The organism is Variovorax sp. V35, from assembly GCF_041154465.1.
Classification (GTDB): domain Bacteria; phylum Pseudomonadota; class Gammaproteobacteria; order Burkholderiales; family Burkholderiaceae_C; genus Variovorax; species Variovorax boronicumulans.
The window spans coordinates 4,957,375-4,974,193 of sequence record NZ_AP028666.1 but is presented as its reverse complement, the minus strand read 5'-3'; the positions used below and the strand labels follow the sequence as shown (position 1 = coordinate 4,974,193).

General features: G+C 69.9%; 17 protein-coding genes. 8 read left to right on the top strand and 9 right to left on the bottom strand.

Going from position 1 to position 16,819, the window contains the following annotated elements:
• Positions 1–16: 16 nt before the first annotated feature.
• Together ACAM42_RS22855 and ACAM42_RS22850 are read left to right on the top strand one after the other, a co-directional pair.
• Positions 17–919: a bile acid:sodium symporter family protein gene (locus ACAM42_RS22855; protein ID WP_095949103.1), complete on the top strand. Its 903-nt coding sequence runs from the start codon at positions 17–19 to the stop codon at positions 917–919.
• A complete protein-coding gene (locus ACAM42_RS22850) occupies positions 916–1,914 on the top strand; it encodes an SDR family oxidoreductase (protein ID WP_369629507.1) in 999 nt (332 codons plus the stop codon). Before ACAM42_RS22855 ends, ACAM42_RS22850 begins: the two co-directional genes overlap by 4 nt.
• On the opposite strand, the gene ACAM42_RS22845 is transcribed toward ACAM42_RS22850, so the two are convergent.
• A complete protein-coding gene (locus ACAM42_RS22845) occupies positions 1,901–2,812 on the bottom strand; it encodes a LysR family transcriptional regulator (protein ID WP_369629506.1) in 912 nt (303 codons plus the stop codon). The two genes, ACAM42_RS22850 and ACAM42_RS22845, sit on opposite strands and share 14 nt — an antisense overlap.
• Before the next feature lie 101 nt (positions 2,813–2,913).
• On the opposite strand from ACAM42_RS22845, the gene ACAM42_RS22840 reads away from it, so the two are divergent.
• Positions 2,914–3,675 (top strand): sulfite exporter TauE/SafE family protein, encoded by a 762-nt coding sequence (locus ACAM42_RS22840; protein WP_369629505.1) that lies wholly within the window; start codon positions 2,914–2,916, stop codon positions 3,673–3,675.
• Positions 3,676–3,687: 12 nt separating this feature from the next.
• On the opposite strand, the gene ACAM42_RS22835 is transcribed toward ACAM42_RS22840, so the two are convergent.
• The 6 genes from ACAM42_RS22835 to ACAM42_RS22810 form a co-directional block, all read right to left on the bottom strand.
• Complete coding sequence (locus ACAM42_RS22835; protein ID WP_062476510.1) at positions 3,688–4,179, bottom strand: NUDIX domain-containing protein; 492 nt, start codon at positions 4,177–4,179, stop codon at positions 3,688–3,690.
• Positions 4,180–4,192: 13 nt separating this feature from the next.
• Positions 4,193–4,642 carry a GatB/YqeY domain-containing protein gene (locus tag ACAM42_RS22830; protein WP_062476513.1) on the bottom strand — a complete coding sequence of 150 codons (450 nt, stop codon included), beginning with the start codon at positions 4,640–4,642 and terminating at the stop codon, positions 4,193–4,195.
• Between the two features lie 111 nt (positions 4,643–4,753).
• The gene (gene rpsU, locus ACAM42_RS22825; protein ID WP_007833691.1) at positions 4,754–4,966 is read right to left on the bottom strand and encodes a 30S ribosomal protein S21; all 213 of its coding nucleotides are present in this window, start codon (positions 4,964–4,966) and stop codon (positions 4,754–4,756) included.
• 235 nt (positions 4,967–5,201) lie between these two features.
• Positions 5,202–6,428 (bottom strand): NAD(P)/FAD-dependent oxidoreductase, encoded by a 1,227-nt coding sequence (locus tag ACAM42_RS22820; RefSeq protein ID WP_369629504.1) that lies wholly within the window; start codon positions 6,426–6,428, stop codon positions 5,202–5,204.
• Complete coding sequence (locus ACAM42_RS22815; protein WP_159276073.1) at positions 6,425–7,210, bottom strand: YaeF family permuted papain-like enzyme; 786 nt, start codon at positions 7,208–7,210, stop codon at positions 6,425–6,427. The genes ACAM42_RS22820 and ACAM42_RS22815 overlap by 4 nt, the downstream gene beginning before the upstream one ends.
• A gap of 2 nt (positions 7,211–7,212) precedes the next feature.
• Positions 7,213–8,337, bottom strand: coding sequence for a sterol desaturase family protein (locus tag ACAM42_RS22810; RefSeq protein ID WP_070063138.1), 1,125 nt, complete (start codon positions 8,335–8,337; stop codon positions 7,213–7,215).
• Positions 8,338–8,418: 81 nt separating this feature from the next.
• Between ACAM42_RS22810 and ACAM42_RS22805 the strand changes: the two genes are divergently transcribed.
• The 5 genes from ACAM42_RS22805 to ACAM42_RS22785 all read left to right on the top strand — a co-directional run bounded on the left by ACAM42_RS22805 (position 8,419) and on the right by ACAM42_RS22785 (position 15,097).
• Positions 8,419–8,805, top strand: coding sequence for a hypothetical protein (locus tag ACAM42_RS22805; RefSeq protein ID WP_369629503.1), 387 nt, complete (start codon positions 8,419–8,421; stop codon positions 8,803–8,805).
• A gap of 76 nt (positions 8,806–8,881) precedes the next feature.
• Entirely contained in the window at positions 8,882–10,114 is a 1,233-nt protein-coding gene (locus ACAM42_RS22800; RefSeq protein ID WP_369629502.1) for a TolC family protein, read from the top strand.
• A complete protein-coding gene (locus tag ACAM42_RS22795) occupies positions 10,111–11,604 on the top strand; it encodes an efflux RND transporter periplasmic adaptor subunit (RefSeq protein ID WP_369629501.1) in 1,494 nt (497 codons plus the stop codon). Before ACAM42_RS22800 ends, ACAM42_RS22795 begins: the two co-directional genes overlap by 4 nt.
• Positions 11,601–14,768 (top strand): efflux RND transporter permease subunit, encoded by a 3,168-nt coding sequence (locus ACAM42_RS22790; protein WP_369629500.1) that lies wholly within the window; start codon positions 11,601–11,603, stop codon positions 14,766–14,768. The genes ACAM42_RS22795 and ACAM42_RS22790 overlap by 4 nt, the downstream gene beginning before the upstream one ends.
• The gene (locus ACAM42_RS22785; protein WP_369629499.1) at positions 14,765–15,097 is read left to right on the top strand and encodes a copper-binding protein; all 333 of its coding nucleotides are present in this window, start codon (positions 14,765–14,767) and stop codon (positions 15,095–15,097) included. Before ACAM42_RS22790 ends, ACAM42_RS22785 begins: the two co-directional genes overlap by 4 nt.
• A gap of 11 nt (positions 15,098–15,108) precedes the next feature.
• Here ACAM42_RS22785 and cobA read toward each other — a convergent pair whose 3' ends face one another.
• Positions 15,109–15,915, bottom strand: coding sequence for a uroporphyrinogen-III C-methyltransferase (gene cobA, locus ACAM42_RS22780; protein ID WP_369629498.1), 807 nt, complete (start codon positions 15,913–15,915; stop codon positions 15,109–15,111).
• Complete coding sequence (ybiB, locus tag ACAM42_RS22775; RefSeq protein ID WP_369629497.1) at positions 15,912–16,817, bottom strand: DNA-binding protein YbiB; 906 nt, start codon at positions 16,815–16,817, stop codon at positions 15,912–15,914. Before ybiB ends, cobA begins: the two co-directional genes overlap by 4 nt.
• Positions 16,818–16,819 lie beyond the last annotated feature (2 nt).

The following is a 16,819-nucleotide window of genomic DNA, read 5'->3' as shown; positions in this document are numbered from 1 at the left end:
ACAAGAGGTTCCGCGCATGCTGCCTGTCGACGAGATCCGCCTGCACTTCAACCCGGCCTCGCTGGTGCTGCTCAACGTGGTGCTGGGCTTCTTGATGTTCGGCATTGCGCTGGACACGCGCATCGACGACTTCAGGCGCGTGGCGCGCATGCCCGGCGCGATGGCGGTGGGCATCGGCGCGCAGTTCGTGGTGCTGCCCGCCGTGACCTTCGTGCTCACGCTGATCCTGCAGCCGGGCCCGAGCATCGCGCTGGGCATGATCCTCGTGGCCTGCTGCCCGCCGGGCAACATCTCGCAGATCCTCACGCACCGCGCGGGCGGCAACGTGGCGCTGTCGGTGTCGATGACGGCCATTTCGAACGCGCTGTCGATCGTGGTGATGCCGCTGAACTTCGCGTTCTGGGGCGGCCTGCATCCCACGGCCTCGGTGCTGCTCAAGACCATCGCGCTCGACCCCTTCGACATGCTGGGCCACATCGTGATGATCATCGGCATTCCCTTCGTGCTGGGCGTGGCCTGCGCGCACAAGCTGCCAGGGCTCACGGCGCGCATCAAGAAGCCGGCGCGCATCCTGAGCTTCCTGGCGCTGATCGCCTTCATCGTCGGCGCCATCGCGGGCAACTGGCGCTACTTCCTCGACTACGTGGGGCTGGTGCTGATGGCCGTGGTGATCCACGACGCGCTGGCCTTCGGCACCGGCTACCTGTGCGCGCGGCTCTCGGGGCTGGGCGACTACGACCGGCGCGCGGTGGCCATCGAAGTCGGCATCCGCAACGCGGGGCTCGGGCTGGTGCTGATCTTCAGCTTCTTCGGCGGGCTCGGCGGCATGGCCGTGGTGGCCGGCGTGTGGGGCTTCTGGGACATCATCGCGGGCCTGGCGCTGGCGAGCTGGTGGGGGCGCAAGCCTGCGACGCCATGAGCGACACCTGGAAGGCGTCCGCGCGGCGCGTGTTAGTCACTGGCGGTGACGGGTTTCTGGGGCGCAGCGTGCTCGCCGCATTGGCCGGGCAAGGCACCTTCGAAACGCTGGTGGCGCTCGACGTGCGCGAGGTGCCTGCCGCGCGTCGGCTGCCCGGCGTGGCCTACCTGCAGCAGGACGTGCGTGACGACGGCATCGCCGACGTGCTGGCCGAGCACGCGATCGACACGGTGGTGCACCTCGCGTCCATCGTCACGCCCGGCAAGGACTCCAACCGCGCCTTCGAGCATTCGGTGGACGTGGGCGGCACGCGCAACGTGCTCGACGCCTGCGTGGCGCGCGGCGTGGGGCACATCGTGGTGTCGTCCAGCGGCGCGGCCTACGGCTACCACGCGGACAACCCGGCCTGGATCACCGAGTCGCAGCCGCTGCGCGGCAACCCGGTGTTTGCCTATGCCGACCACAAGCGGCAGGTGGAAGAGATGCTGGCCGACTGCCGCAGGCAGCATCCCGCGCTGGCGCAGACGGTGCTGCGCATCGGCACCATCCTCGGCGAGCGTGTCGACAACCAGATCACCGCGCTGTTCGAGAAGAAGCGGCTGATCGCCATCCGCGGCAGCGACAGCCCCTTCGTGTTCGTGTGGGACGAGGACGTGACCGGCGCCATCGCCCACGCGCTCGGCGGCGCGCCGCCCGGCTGCTACAACCTCGCGGGCGACGGCGCGCTCACGATCCACGAGATTGCCGCGCGCCTGGGCAAGCACGCCATCGCCTGGCCGGCCGGCGTGCTGCAGGCGGCGCTGGCCGCGGGCTCGGCACTGGGCGTGAGCCGCTACGGGCCCGAGCAGCTCGACTTCCTGCGCTACCGGCCGGTGCTGCTGAACACCGCGCTGAAGACCCAGTTCGGCTACGTGCCGCGCAAGACCAGCCGCGAAGCCTTCGAGGCCTTCATCGCGGCGCGTGCGCAGCAGGGGCGGCCGGTCACTTGCGCGTAGCCTCCGCCGCCGGCGGCGGCGCGATCAGGTAGTCGAGCATGCGCCGCGCATTGAGCGGCAGGTCTTGCGACGAGCGCACGCAGGCCATCAGCGTGCGCTCGGCCCACGGGTCGGCCAGCGAGGCGCGCGCGATCTTCATCGAACGGGCGCAGCGCTCGGCCGCGGTCTGCGGCACGATGCCCACGCCGATGCCGTACTCGACCATGCGGCACACGGCCTCGAAGTTGCGCACGCGCACGCGGTAGGCCAGGTGCCGGGCGAGCGCGCGCACATGCCCGGTGATCAGCTGCTGCAGCGCGCTGTCGGCGGGCAGGCCGACGAACTCGCTGTCGACCACCTCGGCCAGGTGCACGCGGCGCCGGCTCGCCAGCGCGTGGCCGCGCGGCATCACCAGCACGAGGTCGTCGCGGCGGAAGGGGTGGCATTCGAGGCCGTCGCTGTCGATGGCGTCGGAGACGATGCCGATGTCGCACAGGCCGCTGCGCAGGGCCTCCACGGTGTCGGGGCTGGCGCGCTCCTCGAGGTCGACCGAGATGCGCGGATGCTCGGCCAGGAAGCGGCTCAGCACCTCGGGCAGGTGCTCGGTGAGCGCCGAGGTGCCGCACATGAAGCGCACGTGGCCCTTCAGGCCCTGGCCGTACTCGCCGAGCTCGCCGCGCAGCCGCTCCATCTGCTGCAGCACGACGCGCGCATGGTGCAGCAGCGTGCGCCCGGCCTCGGTGGGGCGCACGCCCTGCGCGTGGCGGGTGAGCAGCGGCGTGCCGAGCGCGTCTTCCATGCCGCGCACACGCTGGCTGGCCGAAGCCAGCGTCATGTGCGAGCGGCCGGCGCCGGCCGTGAGGCTGCCGGCTTCGACGACGTGGAGAAAGAGCCGCAGGTCGGTCAGATCGAATCGCATGATGGGCCGCAAGGTAGCACGCCAGCCTCAGCCTGTGCCTGAGGCTGGCTGCGCGAAAGCCGCATTTCCAGTGGCGGCACCGGTCGGCAGACTCCGCGGCGATGACGATCTCCAATGAAGCGATGGGCCTGTGGGCGGCGGCTGCCGCGGTCTTCCTGCTGGCCGGCTTGATCAAGGGCGTGATCGGCCTGGGCTTGCCGACCGTGGCGATGGCGCTGCTCGCGCTGTGGATGTCGCCCGCGCAGGCGGCCGCGCTGCTGATCGTGCCGTCGCTGGTCACGAACCTCTGGCAGACCGGGCCGCGCGCCAGCTTCGGCGCGGTGTTCCGTCGCATCGGTCGCATGCAGGCCGGCGTCGTGATGGGCACGCTCGCCGGGGCGTGGTGGCTGGGCGTGCCGGCCGGGGCCTGGGCCTCGCTGGCGCTGGGCGTGGCGTTGGTGATCTATGCGCTGTGGGGGCTGACGGGGCGGCAGCTGCACGTGAGCGACGCGCAGGCGCGCTGGCTGGGGCCCGTGGTGGGCGCCGCGACGGGACTGGTGACGTCCGTGACCGGCGTGTTCGCGGTGCCGGCCGTGCCGTACCTGCAGGCGCTGGGTTTCCAGCGCGATGCGTTGATCCAGGCGATGGGCATCTCGTTCACCACCTCGACCGTGGTGCTGGCCCTGGGGCTGGCGGCCAACGGAAGCTACCCGGCGGCGGTGCTGGGCGGGTCGCTGGCGATGCTGGTGCCGGCCGTCGGCGGCATGGTGCTGGGCACCTGGCTGCGGCAGCGGCTGCCGGTGGCCGTGTTCCGGCGCTGCTTCCTGATCGGGTTGGCGCTGCTGGGGGCGTACATGGCGCTGCGCGCCGTCATGTCCGCCTGATCCCGTGATCGGTCAGCTGGCGGCCAGCAGGGCCGCGCGCACGCGCTCGATGGTCTGGCGGTAGGGCAGGGCGAAGTCCTCGATGGCCGCGTCGGCCTCGAGCCAGCGGAACGAGAACACCAGGCCTTCTTCTTCGGGGCTCCCCGTGGCCATGTGCTCGAAGGTCTCGGGCAGGGCGCGGTGGTCGCGCATCAGGAAGATGTGCCAGCGCTGCGGATGGCGGTGCGTGTTGCCTTCGACGCCGGCTTCGCATTCGCGCTCCAGCGTGCCCAGCGATTCGAGCCGGCCGGCGAACACCAGGCCCGACTCTTCGAGCAGCTCGCGCCGCACGGCCGCCTCGGGCGACTCGCCGGGCTCGATGGTGCCCTTGGGCAGCTGCATGTTGCCGTCTTCGGGATGACGGAACACCAGCAGCCGGCCCTGCGCATCGACCAGGCAGGCGCAGGCCTTCGGGATCGTCGCGACGGGGGCGGCGCCGAGCGGGCTGCTGCTGCCGTTCTTCATGGCGGTGGCCGCCTCAGGCGCCCGTGAGGGCGGCCTTGACCGCGGCGCTGACCTGGCCCATGTCGGCCTTGCCGGCCAGGCGCGTCTTGACCACGCCCATCACCTTGCCCATGTCGCCGGGGCCCGAGGCGCCCAGTTCGGCCACGATGGCTTTCACCGCGGCGGCCGTTTCATCGGCGCTCATGCGCTGGGGCAGGTAGACCTCGAGCACCTTGATCTCGGCGGCTTCCTTGTCGGCCAGGTCGGCGCGGCCACCCGTGGTGAACGCGGCGATCGAGTCCTTGCGCTGCTTGACCATCTTGTCGACGATGGCCACGACCATGGCGTCGTCGAGCTCCACGCGCTCGTCGACTTCCTTCTGCTTCATGGCGGCGAGCAGCAGGCGGATGGTGGCCAGGCGTTCCGAATCCTTGGCGCGCATCGCCGTCTTCATGTCTTCGGTGATTTGTTCTTTGAGAGTCATTCTTCGCAACCTTTCGGAAAAAACAAAAGCCGCGGCAGGTTTCCCTGGCGCGGCTGGTGCAACGGGGCGCTGGCGGGGACTTTCGTCGGGGCCAGCCACCCTGGGCGTTGCTTAGTACAGCTTCTTGGGGAGCTGCATGCTGCGCACGCGCTTGTAGTGGCGCTTGACCGCAGCTGCCTTCTTGCGCTTGCGCTCGGCCGTCGGCTTCTCGTAGAACTCGCGGGCGCGCAGGTCGGTCAGCAGGCCGAGCTTTTCGATGGTGCGCTTGAAGCGGCGCAGGGCGACGTCGAAGGGCTCGTTTTCTTTAACGCGGATGGTGGTCATTGATGAATCGTTGAAATGGATTTGGCCGGGGGAGATCGAGGCCCCAAGCCGGGGTTCCTCAACTGAAAACTTTTTGCGGCCGTTGAGGGAAGGCCAGAGTTAGCCCGCGAGTATAGCACTCCCCCAGGCTGCGCGCACTTCGTGTCGCTTCTCCAACCCCCTCGCCGGGGGCGACACCTGAGGCCCGGCAAAGCCGGTTCCTCGGTGTCCTGAAAAAAACCTCAAGAGTGCGCCTTCAGAGCGCCTGTGCGCACGCATGTGCGCTCGCCCACGCCCATTGGAAGTTGTATCCGCCCAACCAGCCGGTCACATCGACCACTTCGCCGATGAAATACAGGCCCGGCTGCTTCGATTCCATGGTTTGGGACGACAGATCGCGCGTGTCGACGCCGCCCGCCGTCACCTCGGCCTTCTTGTAGCCCTCGGTGCCGCTGGGGGTGATCTGCCAGCGGGCGATGCGCTCGGACAGCGCCGCCAGCGCCTTGTCGGTGGCCTCGTTGACCGGACGCTGCAGGGCCGGGTCTTCGCCGACCCAGGCGTCGGCCAGCCGCGAGGGCACCAGCGCGGCCAGTTCGTTGGCGATGCGTTTCTTCGAGCGCCGCTTGGCGTCGGACAGCGACTCGGCCACGTCCATGCCGGGTGCGAAGTCCAGCGTCAGCGGGGCGCCGGGCTTCCAGTAGCTCGAGATCTGCAGCACCGCCGGGCCCGACAGGCCGCGGTGGGTGAACAGCAGGTCTTCCAGGAAGGCTATCTTGTCCTTCTTGCCGCCGGTCTCGATGCGCACCGGCAGCGCCAGCCCGGCCAGGCCGGCGTAGGGCGCCCAGGCGTCGCCGCCGAAGGTCAGCGGCACCAGCGCCGGGCGGGGCGTGACCAGGCGCAGGCCGAACTGCTCGGCGAGCCGGTAGCCGAAGTCGCTCGCACCAATCTGGGGAATCGACAGGCCGCCGGTGGCCACCACGAGCTTGGGCGCGTCGATCGGGCCGCGCGTGCTACTGATTTGGTAGCGTCCGTCGACAAAGGCGATGTCGCCGAGCTTGCACGGTTGCCAGCGTTCGACGTTGCCGGCGGCGCACTCGGCCAGCAGCATGTCGACGATCTGCTGCGAGGAGCCGTCGCAGAACAGCTGGCCCTTGTGCTTCTCGTGGTACGCGATGCCGTGGCGCTGCACCATGTCGATGAACTGCTGCGGCGCGTAGCGCGAGAGCGCCGAGCGGCAGAAATTCGGGTTGTCGCCGACGAAATGGCGCTGCGGGGCGCGCACGTCGAGGTCGCGGTTGGTGAAGTTGGCGCGGCCGCCGCCCGAGATGCGGATCTTTTCGCCGACCTTCTCGCTGTGGTCGACCAGCAGCACGCGCAGGCCGCGCTGGCCCGCCAGTGCGGCGCAAAAGAGACCGGCGGCGCCGGCGCCGACGACAACGACGTCAAAGGAAGAAGAGGGAGAGGAAGAAGAAGGAGAGCTCAAGCGGGTCCGTCCGCCGCCAGCACCGGCGGCGGGTTGTATTTGAGGTGGCCCACGTAGCGCAGCGGCTGCGTGGCGGCGATCGAGGGCACGTCGCCCTCGCGCATGTGGAGCAGGTCGGCGGGGCTCACCCAGCGCGGGTCGGCGTCGGTGATCGGCACGCCGGCCTGGCGGTAGGCCTCCAGCACGAACTGGGAGCAGAAGAACTGGTCGTTGCGGCTGGCGCCCAGCTGCACCGTCGCCAGGCCGCTGATGCAGTACGCGCTCACGGCCGAGGGAATCAGCGGCAGCTCGCACAGCCGACGGTTCAGCACGAAGGGTGCGTTCAGCAGCACGCCGGCGGTGTTGTAGCGGGTGCCGACCTGCGAGTGCGCCCACTCGCGCATCTTCTCGACGTCGGCCTCGACGAGGCCCGGCACGCGGAAGGCCACGACCATCTGCTCTTCGTCGACCACCTCGGCCAGCGGCCGCGCGCGCACGCCGGTGCCCACGGCCTCGGCGATCTGGCCGTCACCCAGGTACAGCACGGCATGGCTCACGGGCGAGAAGGTGCCCAGGCGGATGCCGAACGAGTTCACCGTGGCGATCGAGGTCAGCAGGATGTCGCCGGGCGCCAGCACCTCGGCGCCGATCAGCTCGCCGCCGTTGCCGGGGGCGATCACCGAGCTCTGCACGCGCAGGCGCAGGCCGGAGGTTTCGGAAGGCATCTCGATGCGCGTGGCGCAGGCCGAGAGCAAGAGCGGCAGCGCCGCGGCGAGCGCCACGGCGCGAAGAAGGGAGGCCATGGTCATCCCTTCCAGACGAACGGGAACTTCAGCTGCTTGAAGAAGCCGTTGGGCACGTAGTCGCCCAGCACGCCGTATTTTTCGGGCCAGAGCTTGGTGCTCTTCACGGCCGTGCCGAAGAGGTAGTCGAGGAAGGCGTAGTGCGCCGCGTAGTTCTTGTCGAGCGCCTCGATGTCCTGGCTGTGGTGCCAGTGGTGGAAGTTGGGCGTCACGATCAGGTAGCGCAGCGGCCCCAGCCGCACGCTCACGTTGCAGTGGTTGAACACCGCCTGGAAGCCGACCACCACGATGTAGGCGTCGATCACGTCCTTGCTGAAGCCCAGCACGTAGATGGGCGCGAGCACCAGCGTGCGCGTGATCAGCAACTCCAGGATGTGCTGGCGCGAGCCCGCCATCCAGTCCATGCTCTTCACGCTGTGGTGCACCGCGTGCAGGCGCCACAGCACCGGCACCTCGTGGTACGCGCGGTGCGTCCAGTACTGCACGAGGTCGGCCACCAGGATGATCAGCAGGATGCCGGCCCAGAACGGCAGGTTGCTCACCCAGCCGCGGATGCCGTCGTTGGCGGCCCAGCCGAAGAGCTTGTGCACCATGAGGTTGGTGGCCAGCAGTACGAAACCCACGATCATGTGGTTCACCACGAAGTGATGAAAGTCGGTCTGCCACTCTTCGCGGAACACGGGCTGGTCCTTGCGCAGCGCAAAGAGCTTCTCGATGAAGATGAAGATCAGCGACGAGCCCAGCAGGTCGAGGATGAACCAATCGAGCCCGATGTACGGCGTGTGGTCCGCGAAGTCGTGCACCGGCACCTTGTGCCCGCCCAGCAGCGCCGACACCGCCACCAGCAGGAACGCGGCCGACGACAGCCAGCGCGAGCGGTTGAAGATGATGTTGACCAGCGAGAGCCCGCCGGCAATGACCAGCGCCGTCAGCAGGATGACGCGCATCACGTCGACGTTGTAGCTCTTGCGCAGCTCGGGTGTCGTCAGGTACTGCGGAAAGTGGAAGGCCAGCACGCCCAGGAAGCACAGGGCGGCGAGGCTGAAGGCGATGGTGCCCGTGACCAGCCCGCGCCCGCGGCGCAGCTCGCCGTGGCTTTCGGTGAATTCGTTGAGTTTGTCGAGCATCCCTGCCTCTTCCTTCTTGTTCGTTGGGCCGGGCGGGATTTTAGGCGGCGCCCGGACGGCGGCGCTACACTGCGCCTCCTCATGGCCCGCCGCTCTCTCCGTCGCTGCACGACCGCGATTTTCGTGGTCCTGTCGCTGCTGTTCTCGCAGCTGGCGCTGGCAGGCTATGTCTGCCCCGGCGCGTCGGACAGCCCGGGTTCGATGACCGAGAGGATGGCGTCGGGCGAGCCCTGCGAAGGCATGGACATGGCCCAGCCGGTGCTGTGTTTCCAGCACGCCGCTGACCTGTCGCTGTCCTTCGAGCCGGTGAAGCTGACCACGCCCTCGCTACCGGCCATCGTGCAGCTCGTGGTGATGCCCTTGGTGCTGGCGTCGGAAGGCCATGTCCTTCCGCCGCAGGCCGTGCCGGAGCGGCAGCATCCGCCGCCCGATCCCGTTTTTCTCGCCACGCGCAGACTGCGCGTCTGACATCTCCGTCGACTGACCGGTGCTGGTGCGGCGCGTCCGCCTGCCAGCGATTCGCTCGTTCGTTTGCGGAGTTTTCATGTCCCTTCCTTTTTCGCGCGCGGCCGTCTGGGCCGTCGCGTTGCTGCCGTCCCTAGCGGCGGCGGCCCCCTTATCTCTTGATGCAGCGCTGGAGCTTGCGGCCCGGCGCTCCGAAGCCACCCGCGCCGCCCGTGCCGGCGTCGCCAGCGCCACGGCGGCGGCCTCCGCGGCCCCGCAGCTTCCAGACCCGACGCTGCGCATCGGCGTCGACAACCTGCCCGCGACCGGCGCGGATCGTTTCCACACCACGCGCGATGCGATGACGATGAAGCGCATCGGCATCAGCCAGGAATGGCTGTCCGCCGACAAGCGCGCCGCGCGGCAGGCCGCCGCCGATGCGTCGGTCGGCCTGGAGGCGGTGCGGGTGCAGGCTGCCGTGGCCGACACCCGCAGGCAGGCCGCGCTCGCGTACGTGGACGCTTTCTACGCTGGCGAGAGCATCAAGCTCGCGCGGCGCATGGAACACCACGCGCACGAAGAACTGGAGGCCTCGCGCGCACGCCTGTCATCGGCCGGGGGAAGCAGCCAGGACGTGCTGGCGCTGTCCGGCGCCAGAGGCATCGCGGAAGACGAGACGGCCGACCTCCTGCAGCAGCAGGAAGCCGCCAGCGTCGCCTTCCAGCGCTGGGTCGGTGTACCGCCCGACGAACTGCGGTCTCCGGGCGCCATCGCCGTGCCGTCCGAAGCGGCCTACGTGGCCGCGCACCCCACGGTCGCGGCCCTGCAGCGCGATGTCGACGTGGCCAGGCAGACGGCGGCCGTCACCGCGTCCAACCGCAAGCCGAACTGGACCTGGGAGCTCGCCTATGGCCAGCGCACCGGCTACGCCGACATGGTGTCGGTGGGCCTGAGCATTCCCCTGCCCATCGCCCCCGGCGAGCGGCAGGACCGGGACACCGCCGCCAAGCTCGCCTTGGTCGAGAAAGCCGAGGCCGACCTGGCCGAAGCCACCCGGGCCGCGACCGCCGAATACCAGGCGCTGCGCAGCGATGCGCAACGCCTGCAGCAACGCATCGACCGCTACCGCACGGGCGTGGTCGTTCCGGCCGGCCAGAGAACCGCGGCCGCAACGGCGGCCTACCGGTCGAACCAGGGCAGCCTCGTCACGCTGTTCGAGGCGCGCCATGCCGAAGTCGAAGCGCAGCGCAAGCTGCTGACGCTGCAGCGCGACCTGGCCAGAACCCACGTCCAACTGGCCTTCCGGCCGCTCACCACCGAGGGGGCCCCATGAACCGCACACGCACCATCGGCGCTTCGCTGTTGGCCGTCCTGTTGCTCGCAGCAGGCGCCTTCTACCTGGGGCGCACGACAGCCCCGTCCACGGAGGCTCCGGTGACCACGTCGTCCACCGCGGATGGCCGCAAGGTCCTCTACTGGCACGACCCCATGGTGCCGGGCCCGCGCTTCGACAAACCCGGCAAGTCGCCCTTCATGGACATGCAGCTGGTGCCCATGTACGCCGACAGCGCCACCGGCACGGGCAGTGCAGGCGGCGTGCAGGTGAGCCCCACGGTCCAGCAGAACCTCGGCATCCGGTATGCCGGCGTGCGGCGCGCGGAAGTCTCCGCGTCTTTCGATGCCGTCGGCGCCGTGCAGTTCGACGAGCGGCTCAACGTCGTCGTGCAAACGCGCGTGGCGGGCTTCGTCGAGCGCCTGTCGGTCCGCGCGCCGATGGAGCGCGTGCGCAAGGGGCAGGCGTTGGCGACGGTCTTCGCGCCTGAATGGCTGGGCCCGCAGAACGAGTGGCTGGCCCTCCAGCGATCGGGCGTTTCCGCCGACCTCGTCGCGGCGGCGCGTGACCGCATGCGGGCCCTGTCCATCCCCGCCGAGCTCATCCGCCGCAGCGAGGAAACCGGCACGGCGCAGGCGCGCTACGTGCTCACCGCACCGTCCGACGGCGTGGTGGCCGAGCTGGGCGTGCGCGAAGGCGTCGCGGTCACGCCCGGCACGACGCTGTTCCGCATCGCGGGCCTGGAGAAGGTCTGGGCGGTGGCCGAGATTCCGGAAGCGCAGGCCGTGCGGCTCGCGCGCGGCCAGAAGGTCAGGGCGGTTCTCCAGGCCGATGCGGCCCAGTCGTTCGACGGCACGCTCGACGAGGTCCTGCCCGAGGTCAACGCAACCACCCGCACCCTGAAGGCCCGCTTCGAGGTCGACAACAGGAACGGCAAGCTCACGCCCGGCATGCTGCTGCGCCTGCAGGTGACGGGGCCCGCCGCCACACGGCTGGTCGTGCCGTCCGAAGCGGTCATCCGCGCCGGCAAGCGCGCGGTCGTCATCGTGCGCAAGGCCGACGGCGCGTTCGAGCCGCGCGACGTGTCGACTGGCGCGGACCTGGGTGACGACACCGAAGTCATCTCCGGCCTGAATGAAGGCGAGCAGGTCGTGGCCAGCGGCCAGTTCCTCATCGACTCGGAAGCCCGGCTGCGGTCGGTGCTGGGCAGCATGGCATCGCCTGCGGCCACGGCCGCAGCGCCGGCCGCGGTGCTGCACCAGGCCGAAGGCAAGGTCGAGAGCGTGGCGCCCGACGGCCTCACGATCTCGCACGGCCCCGTCGCCACGCTCAAGTGGCCGCCGATGACGATGGGCTTTGCGAAGGCATCGCCCGACGCGTTCCCGGACATCCAGCCCGGCGACCTGGTCCGCTTCGAGTTCAAGGAAGGCGGCCCCACCGGCTACGAGCTGGCCTCCGTGCAGCGCATGCAAGCGGGCGCCAAGCGATGATCGCCGCCGTCATCCGCTGGTCGATCGGCAACCGCTTCCTGGTGCTGATCGCGACCTTGTTCCTGGTGGCCGCGGGGTGGTGGTCGGTGGTGCGCACGCCGCTCGATGCACTGCCCGACCTGTCGGACACGCAGGTCATCATCCGCACGCCTTTCCCCGGCAAGGCGCCCCAGGTGGTCGAAGACCTCGTCACCTACCCGCTGACCACCACCATGCTCAGCGTGCCCGGTGCCAAGACGGTGCGCGGCTACTCGTTCTTCGGCGATTCGTTCGTCTACGTGCTGTTCGACGACAAGACCGACCCGTACTGGGCGCGCTCGCGCGTCGTCGAGTACCTGAACCAGGTGCAGGGCAGGCTGCCCGCGGGCGCGAACGCCTCGCTGGGCCCCGATGCCACGGGCGTGGGCTGGGTCTACGAGTACGCGCTGGTCGACCGCACCGGCACGCGCGACATCGGGCAGCTGCGCGCACTGAACGACTGGTTCCTCAAGTTCGAGCTCAAGACCGTGCCCGACGTGGCCGAGGTCGCCAGCATCGGCGGCATGGTGCGCCAGTACCAGGTGGTGCTCGACCCCGACCGCATGCGCGCGCTGGGAATCACGCAGCAGGCGGTCGTGGCGGCGCTGCAGAAGGCCAACCAGGCCTCGGGCGGCTCGGTCGTCGAACTCGCCGAGGCCGAGTACATGGTGCGTTCGCGCGGCTACCTGCGTTCGCTGGACGACTTCCGCACCATTCCGCTGGCCGTGACGGGCGCCACGCCGGTGCTGCTGCGCGACGTGGCGACGGTGCAGATCGGCCCCGAGATGCGTCGCGGCATCGCCGAACTCGACGGCGAGGGCGAGGTGGCCGGCGGCGTGATCGTCATGCGCTCGGGAAAGAACGCGCGCTCGACCATCGAGGCCGTCAAGGCCAAGCTGGAAACGCTCAAGCCCGGCCTGCCGCCGGGCGTCGAGATCGTGCCGACCTACGACCGCTCGCTGCTGATCGAGCGCGCCGTCGACAACCTGCGCGGCAAGCTGATCGAGGAGTTCATCGTGGTGGCGCTGGTCTGCGCGGTCTTCCTGTTCCATCTGCGCTCGGCGCTCGTGGCGGTGGTGGCCTTGCCGATCGGCGTGCTCGCGGCCTTCATCGTCATGCACTGGCAGGGCGTCAACGCCAACATCATGTCGCTGGGCGGCATCGCGATCGCGATCGGGGCGATGGTGGACGGGGCGATCGTGATGGTCGAGAACGTGCACAAGCACATCGAGGCCTTCGAGACGGCGCAGGGCCGGCAGCCGACGGTGGGAGAGCGATGGCGGCTGGTGGCCGACGCGTCGGTGGAGGTCGGGCCGGCGCTGTTCTTCTCGCTGCTGGTGATCACGCTGTCCTTCGTGCCCGTGTTCTCGCTCGAGGCACAGGAGGGGCGGCTGTTCTCGCCGCTGGCCTTCACCAAGACCTACGCGATGGCCGCTGCGGCGGGCCTGTCGGTGACGCTGATTCCGGTGCTCATGGGCTACCTGGTGCGCGGGCGCATTCCGCACGAAGGCGCCAATCCCGTGAACCGCTTCCTGATGGCCGTGTACCGGCCCGCGTTGGAGCTGGTGCTGCGATTTCCCAAGGGAACGCTCGCCGTCGCCGCGGTGCTGCTGGCGCTGACCGTGGTGCCGCTGATGCGTCTGGGCGGCGAGTTCATGCCGCCGCTGGACGAGGGCGACCTGCTCTACATGCCATCGGCGCTGCCGGGGCTGTCGGTGTCGAAGGCGGCCGAACTGCTGCAGCAGACCGACCGCCTCATCAAGACCGTGCCCGAGGTCGCGCGCGTGTTCGGCAAGGCCGGCCGCGCCGACACCGCGACCGACCCTGCGCCGCTCGAGATGTTCGAGACCACCATCCAGTTCAAGCCGAAGCGCGAATGGCGCGCCGGCATGACACCCGACCGACTGATCGAGGAACTGGACCGCGCCGTCAAGGTGCCGGGCCTGACCAACGTGTGGGTGCCGCCCATCCGCAACCGCATCGACATGCTGGCCACGGGCATCAAGAGCCCGGTCGGCATCAAGGTGGCGGGGGCGGACCTGGCCACGATCGATTCGCTGACCACGCAGATCGAGGCGGCGGCGAAGGGCGTGCCCGGCGTGTCGTCGGCGCTGGCGGAGCGGCTCACCGGCGGGCGCTACATCGATGTCGATGTTGACCGGCTGGCGGCCGCGCGCTACGGCCTCTCGGTGGCCGATGTGCAGGCCGTGGTGTCCACGGCCATCGGCGGCGAGAACGTGGGCGAAGCGATCCAGGGCCGCGAGCGCTATCCGATCAACGTGCGCTACCCGCGCGAGATCCGCGATTCGCTGGAGCGGCTGCGGCAGCTGCCCTTCGTGACGGAAAAGGGCGCGCAGCTGCTGCTGGGCGACGTCGCGCGCATCGCCATCGAAGACGGCCCGCCGATGCTGCGCAGCGAGAACGCGCGGCTGTCGGGCTGGGTCTACGTCGACGTGCGCGGGCGCGACCTGCGCTCCGCCGTCCACGACATGCAGGCGGCGGTCGACCAGGCCGTGAAGATGCCCGCGGGCTATGCGGTGTCATGGTCCGGCCAGTTCGAGTACCTGGCGCGCGCGACCGAGCGGTTGAAGCTGGTCGTGCCGGCCACGCTGGCGGTGATCTTCGTGCTGCTGTGCCTGCTGTTCCGCTCGTTCGCCGATGCGGCGCTCGTGATGGCGGCGGTGCCGTTCTCGCTCGTCGGTGGCTTCTGGCTCATCTGGGCGCTGGGCCATTCGATCTCGGTGGCCACGGCGGTCGGTTTCATCGCGCTGGCCGGCGTGGCGGCCGAGTTCGGCGTGGTGATGCTGGTCTATCTGAAGAACGCGCTGGCACGGCGCCTCGATGCCGGCGAGCCGATGAACGACGAGACGCTCCAGGCCGCGATCCGCGAAGGCGCCGTGCTGCGCGTGCGGCCCAAGGCCATGACCGTGGCCGTCGTGATGGCCGGCCTGCTGCCCATCCTGTGGGGCAGCGGCACCGGCTCGGAGGTCATGACCCGCATTGCCGCGCCCATGGTGGGCGGCATGGTCACCGCGCCGCTGCTGAGCATGCTGGCCGTGCCCGCGGCCTGGTATCTGTTGCGCCGCCGCGCCCCTTTGTCGCCTGCTGTTTCCAACCCCTCATCGCATCAAGGAGCCACTTCATGAACTTTCTCCATCCCCTTGCCTTCGCACTGGTCGCCAGCCTGGCTGGTGCCGCCCAGGCCCAGGCGCCGAAGAGCGAGCCTCCGCCCGCGAAGGCGTCCGCGCCGGGCATGCTGACCGATGCCGTGGTCCAGAAGATCGATCCGGCCCGCGGCCTGATCGTGCTGAAGCACGGCGACATCCCCAACCTGGCGATGCCCCCGATGACGATGGGTTTCGATGTGGCCGAGAAGCAGATGCTCGAACAGGTCAAGCCCGGCGACAAGGTCCGGTTTCATGTCGAGGTGGTGAAGGGCAAGCCGACCGTCACGCACCTCGAAGCTGCGCGCTGAGAGGCGCTCGGCTAGGTGCCGAACCGGCCGGCGTCGCCCGGCTGCAGCGCGGCCGCGGCCAGCCCCTGCAGCACGTCGCCCACCACGATCACCGCCGGGCTGGCCAGCCCGGCGTCGGCGATGCGGGCCTGCAGGCCCTGAAGCGTGGTCACGAGGTGGCGCTGGTGCGGCAGGCTCGCGTGCTGCACCACGGCCACGGGCGTGTCGCCCGGCAGGCCGTGCAGCAGTTCGCGCTCGATGTGGCCGGCGCCCGAGACGCCCATGTAGATCACGAGCGTGAGGCGTGCGTTGTGCGCCGTGGCGGCCAGCGCGCGCCAGTCGGTCGGGTCTTCGGCCGCGCCGGCGCCGGTCTTGGCGTGGCCGGTGACGAAGACCACGCCCTGCGCATGGTCGCGGTGGGTGAGCGGCACGCCCAGCGAGGTCACGGCGGCCAGGCCGGCGGTGATGCCGTTGACCACCGCGCATTCGATGCCGGCGTCGCGCAGGTGCTCCACCTCTTCGCCGCCGCGCCCGAAGATGAACGGGTCGCCGCCCTTGAGGCGCACCACGGTCTCGCCCTCGCGCACGGCCGTGATCATGAGCCGCTCGATGAAGGCCTGCGGCGTGCTCTTGCAGCCGCCGCGCTTGCCCACGTGCACGATGCGCGCACCGGGCCGGGCGTAGGCCTGGAGCACGGCGTCGTTCACGAGGTCGTCGACCAGCAGCACCGTGGCGGCCTGGATCGCCTTGACGGCCTTGACGGTCAGCAGCTCGGGGTCGCCGGGGCCGGCGCCTACCAGCGTGCAGCGGCCGGTGATGAGGGTGGAAGGGGTGTTCATGCGTGGGAGGCCAGTTCGGTGATGTGCCTGACTTGCGTCGCGATGGCTTCGGGCACGGGAAGCTCGCCGGCCAGCACGCGCCGCGTGTAGGCGGCCGTGGTGGCGACGTCGATTTCTTTCGGCAGGCCGGGCACGTCGGCGGCGGTGCCGGCGGCCTGGGCCTGGAGTTCGCTGCGCACGCCGCGCACGAAGCCGTCGATCTGCGCGGTGCGGCGCGGGTCGGAGACCACCTCGCCTTCGAGGCCGCGCGAGAGCAGGGCGGTCATGCCCGTGAGCTCGAAGGTCTCGCCCATCGTGCGGGCGTATTCGGGGTGCGTGTAGCTGGCCACCACCACGCAGGGGCCGGTGGTCGGGCGCATCAGCTTCACCACGCTGTGGCCGGGGTTGCGCAGGCCCACCACGCGGCGCACGTCGAGCAGGCGCTTGAGCGCGGGGTTCAGCAGCTCGGTCGGGGCAAAGCCCACCTGGCCGGCGGCGATCGGGGTGAGCGTGGTCATCGGGGGCATGTCCAGGGCTGAAAGCACGTTCGATGCCAGTACGCGCGAGGTTTCGCTCGCGCTGCCGTGCACCAGCACCGCCAGGCCTTCGCGGGCCAGCAGCAGCGCCAGGAGCGGCGTGAGCACCGGCAGCTTGCGCGCGCCGTTGTAGCTGGGCAGCACGATCAGCGGGCCGCCGCGGGTCGTCACGGGGTTCAGCCGCGCATGCGTGGCGTCGAGAAAACCGGCCATCTCCTCGGGCGTCTCGCCCTTGATGCGCATGGCCAGGCAGAAGCCGCCGATCTCCAGGTCGGTGACCGTGCCGTCCAGCACCTGGCCGAACAGGTCGCAGGCCTGCTCGCGCGTGAGCGGACGGGCGCCCCGCGCGCCGCGGCCGATTTCCTTGATGTAGTGGCTGATTCCCATGG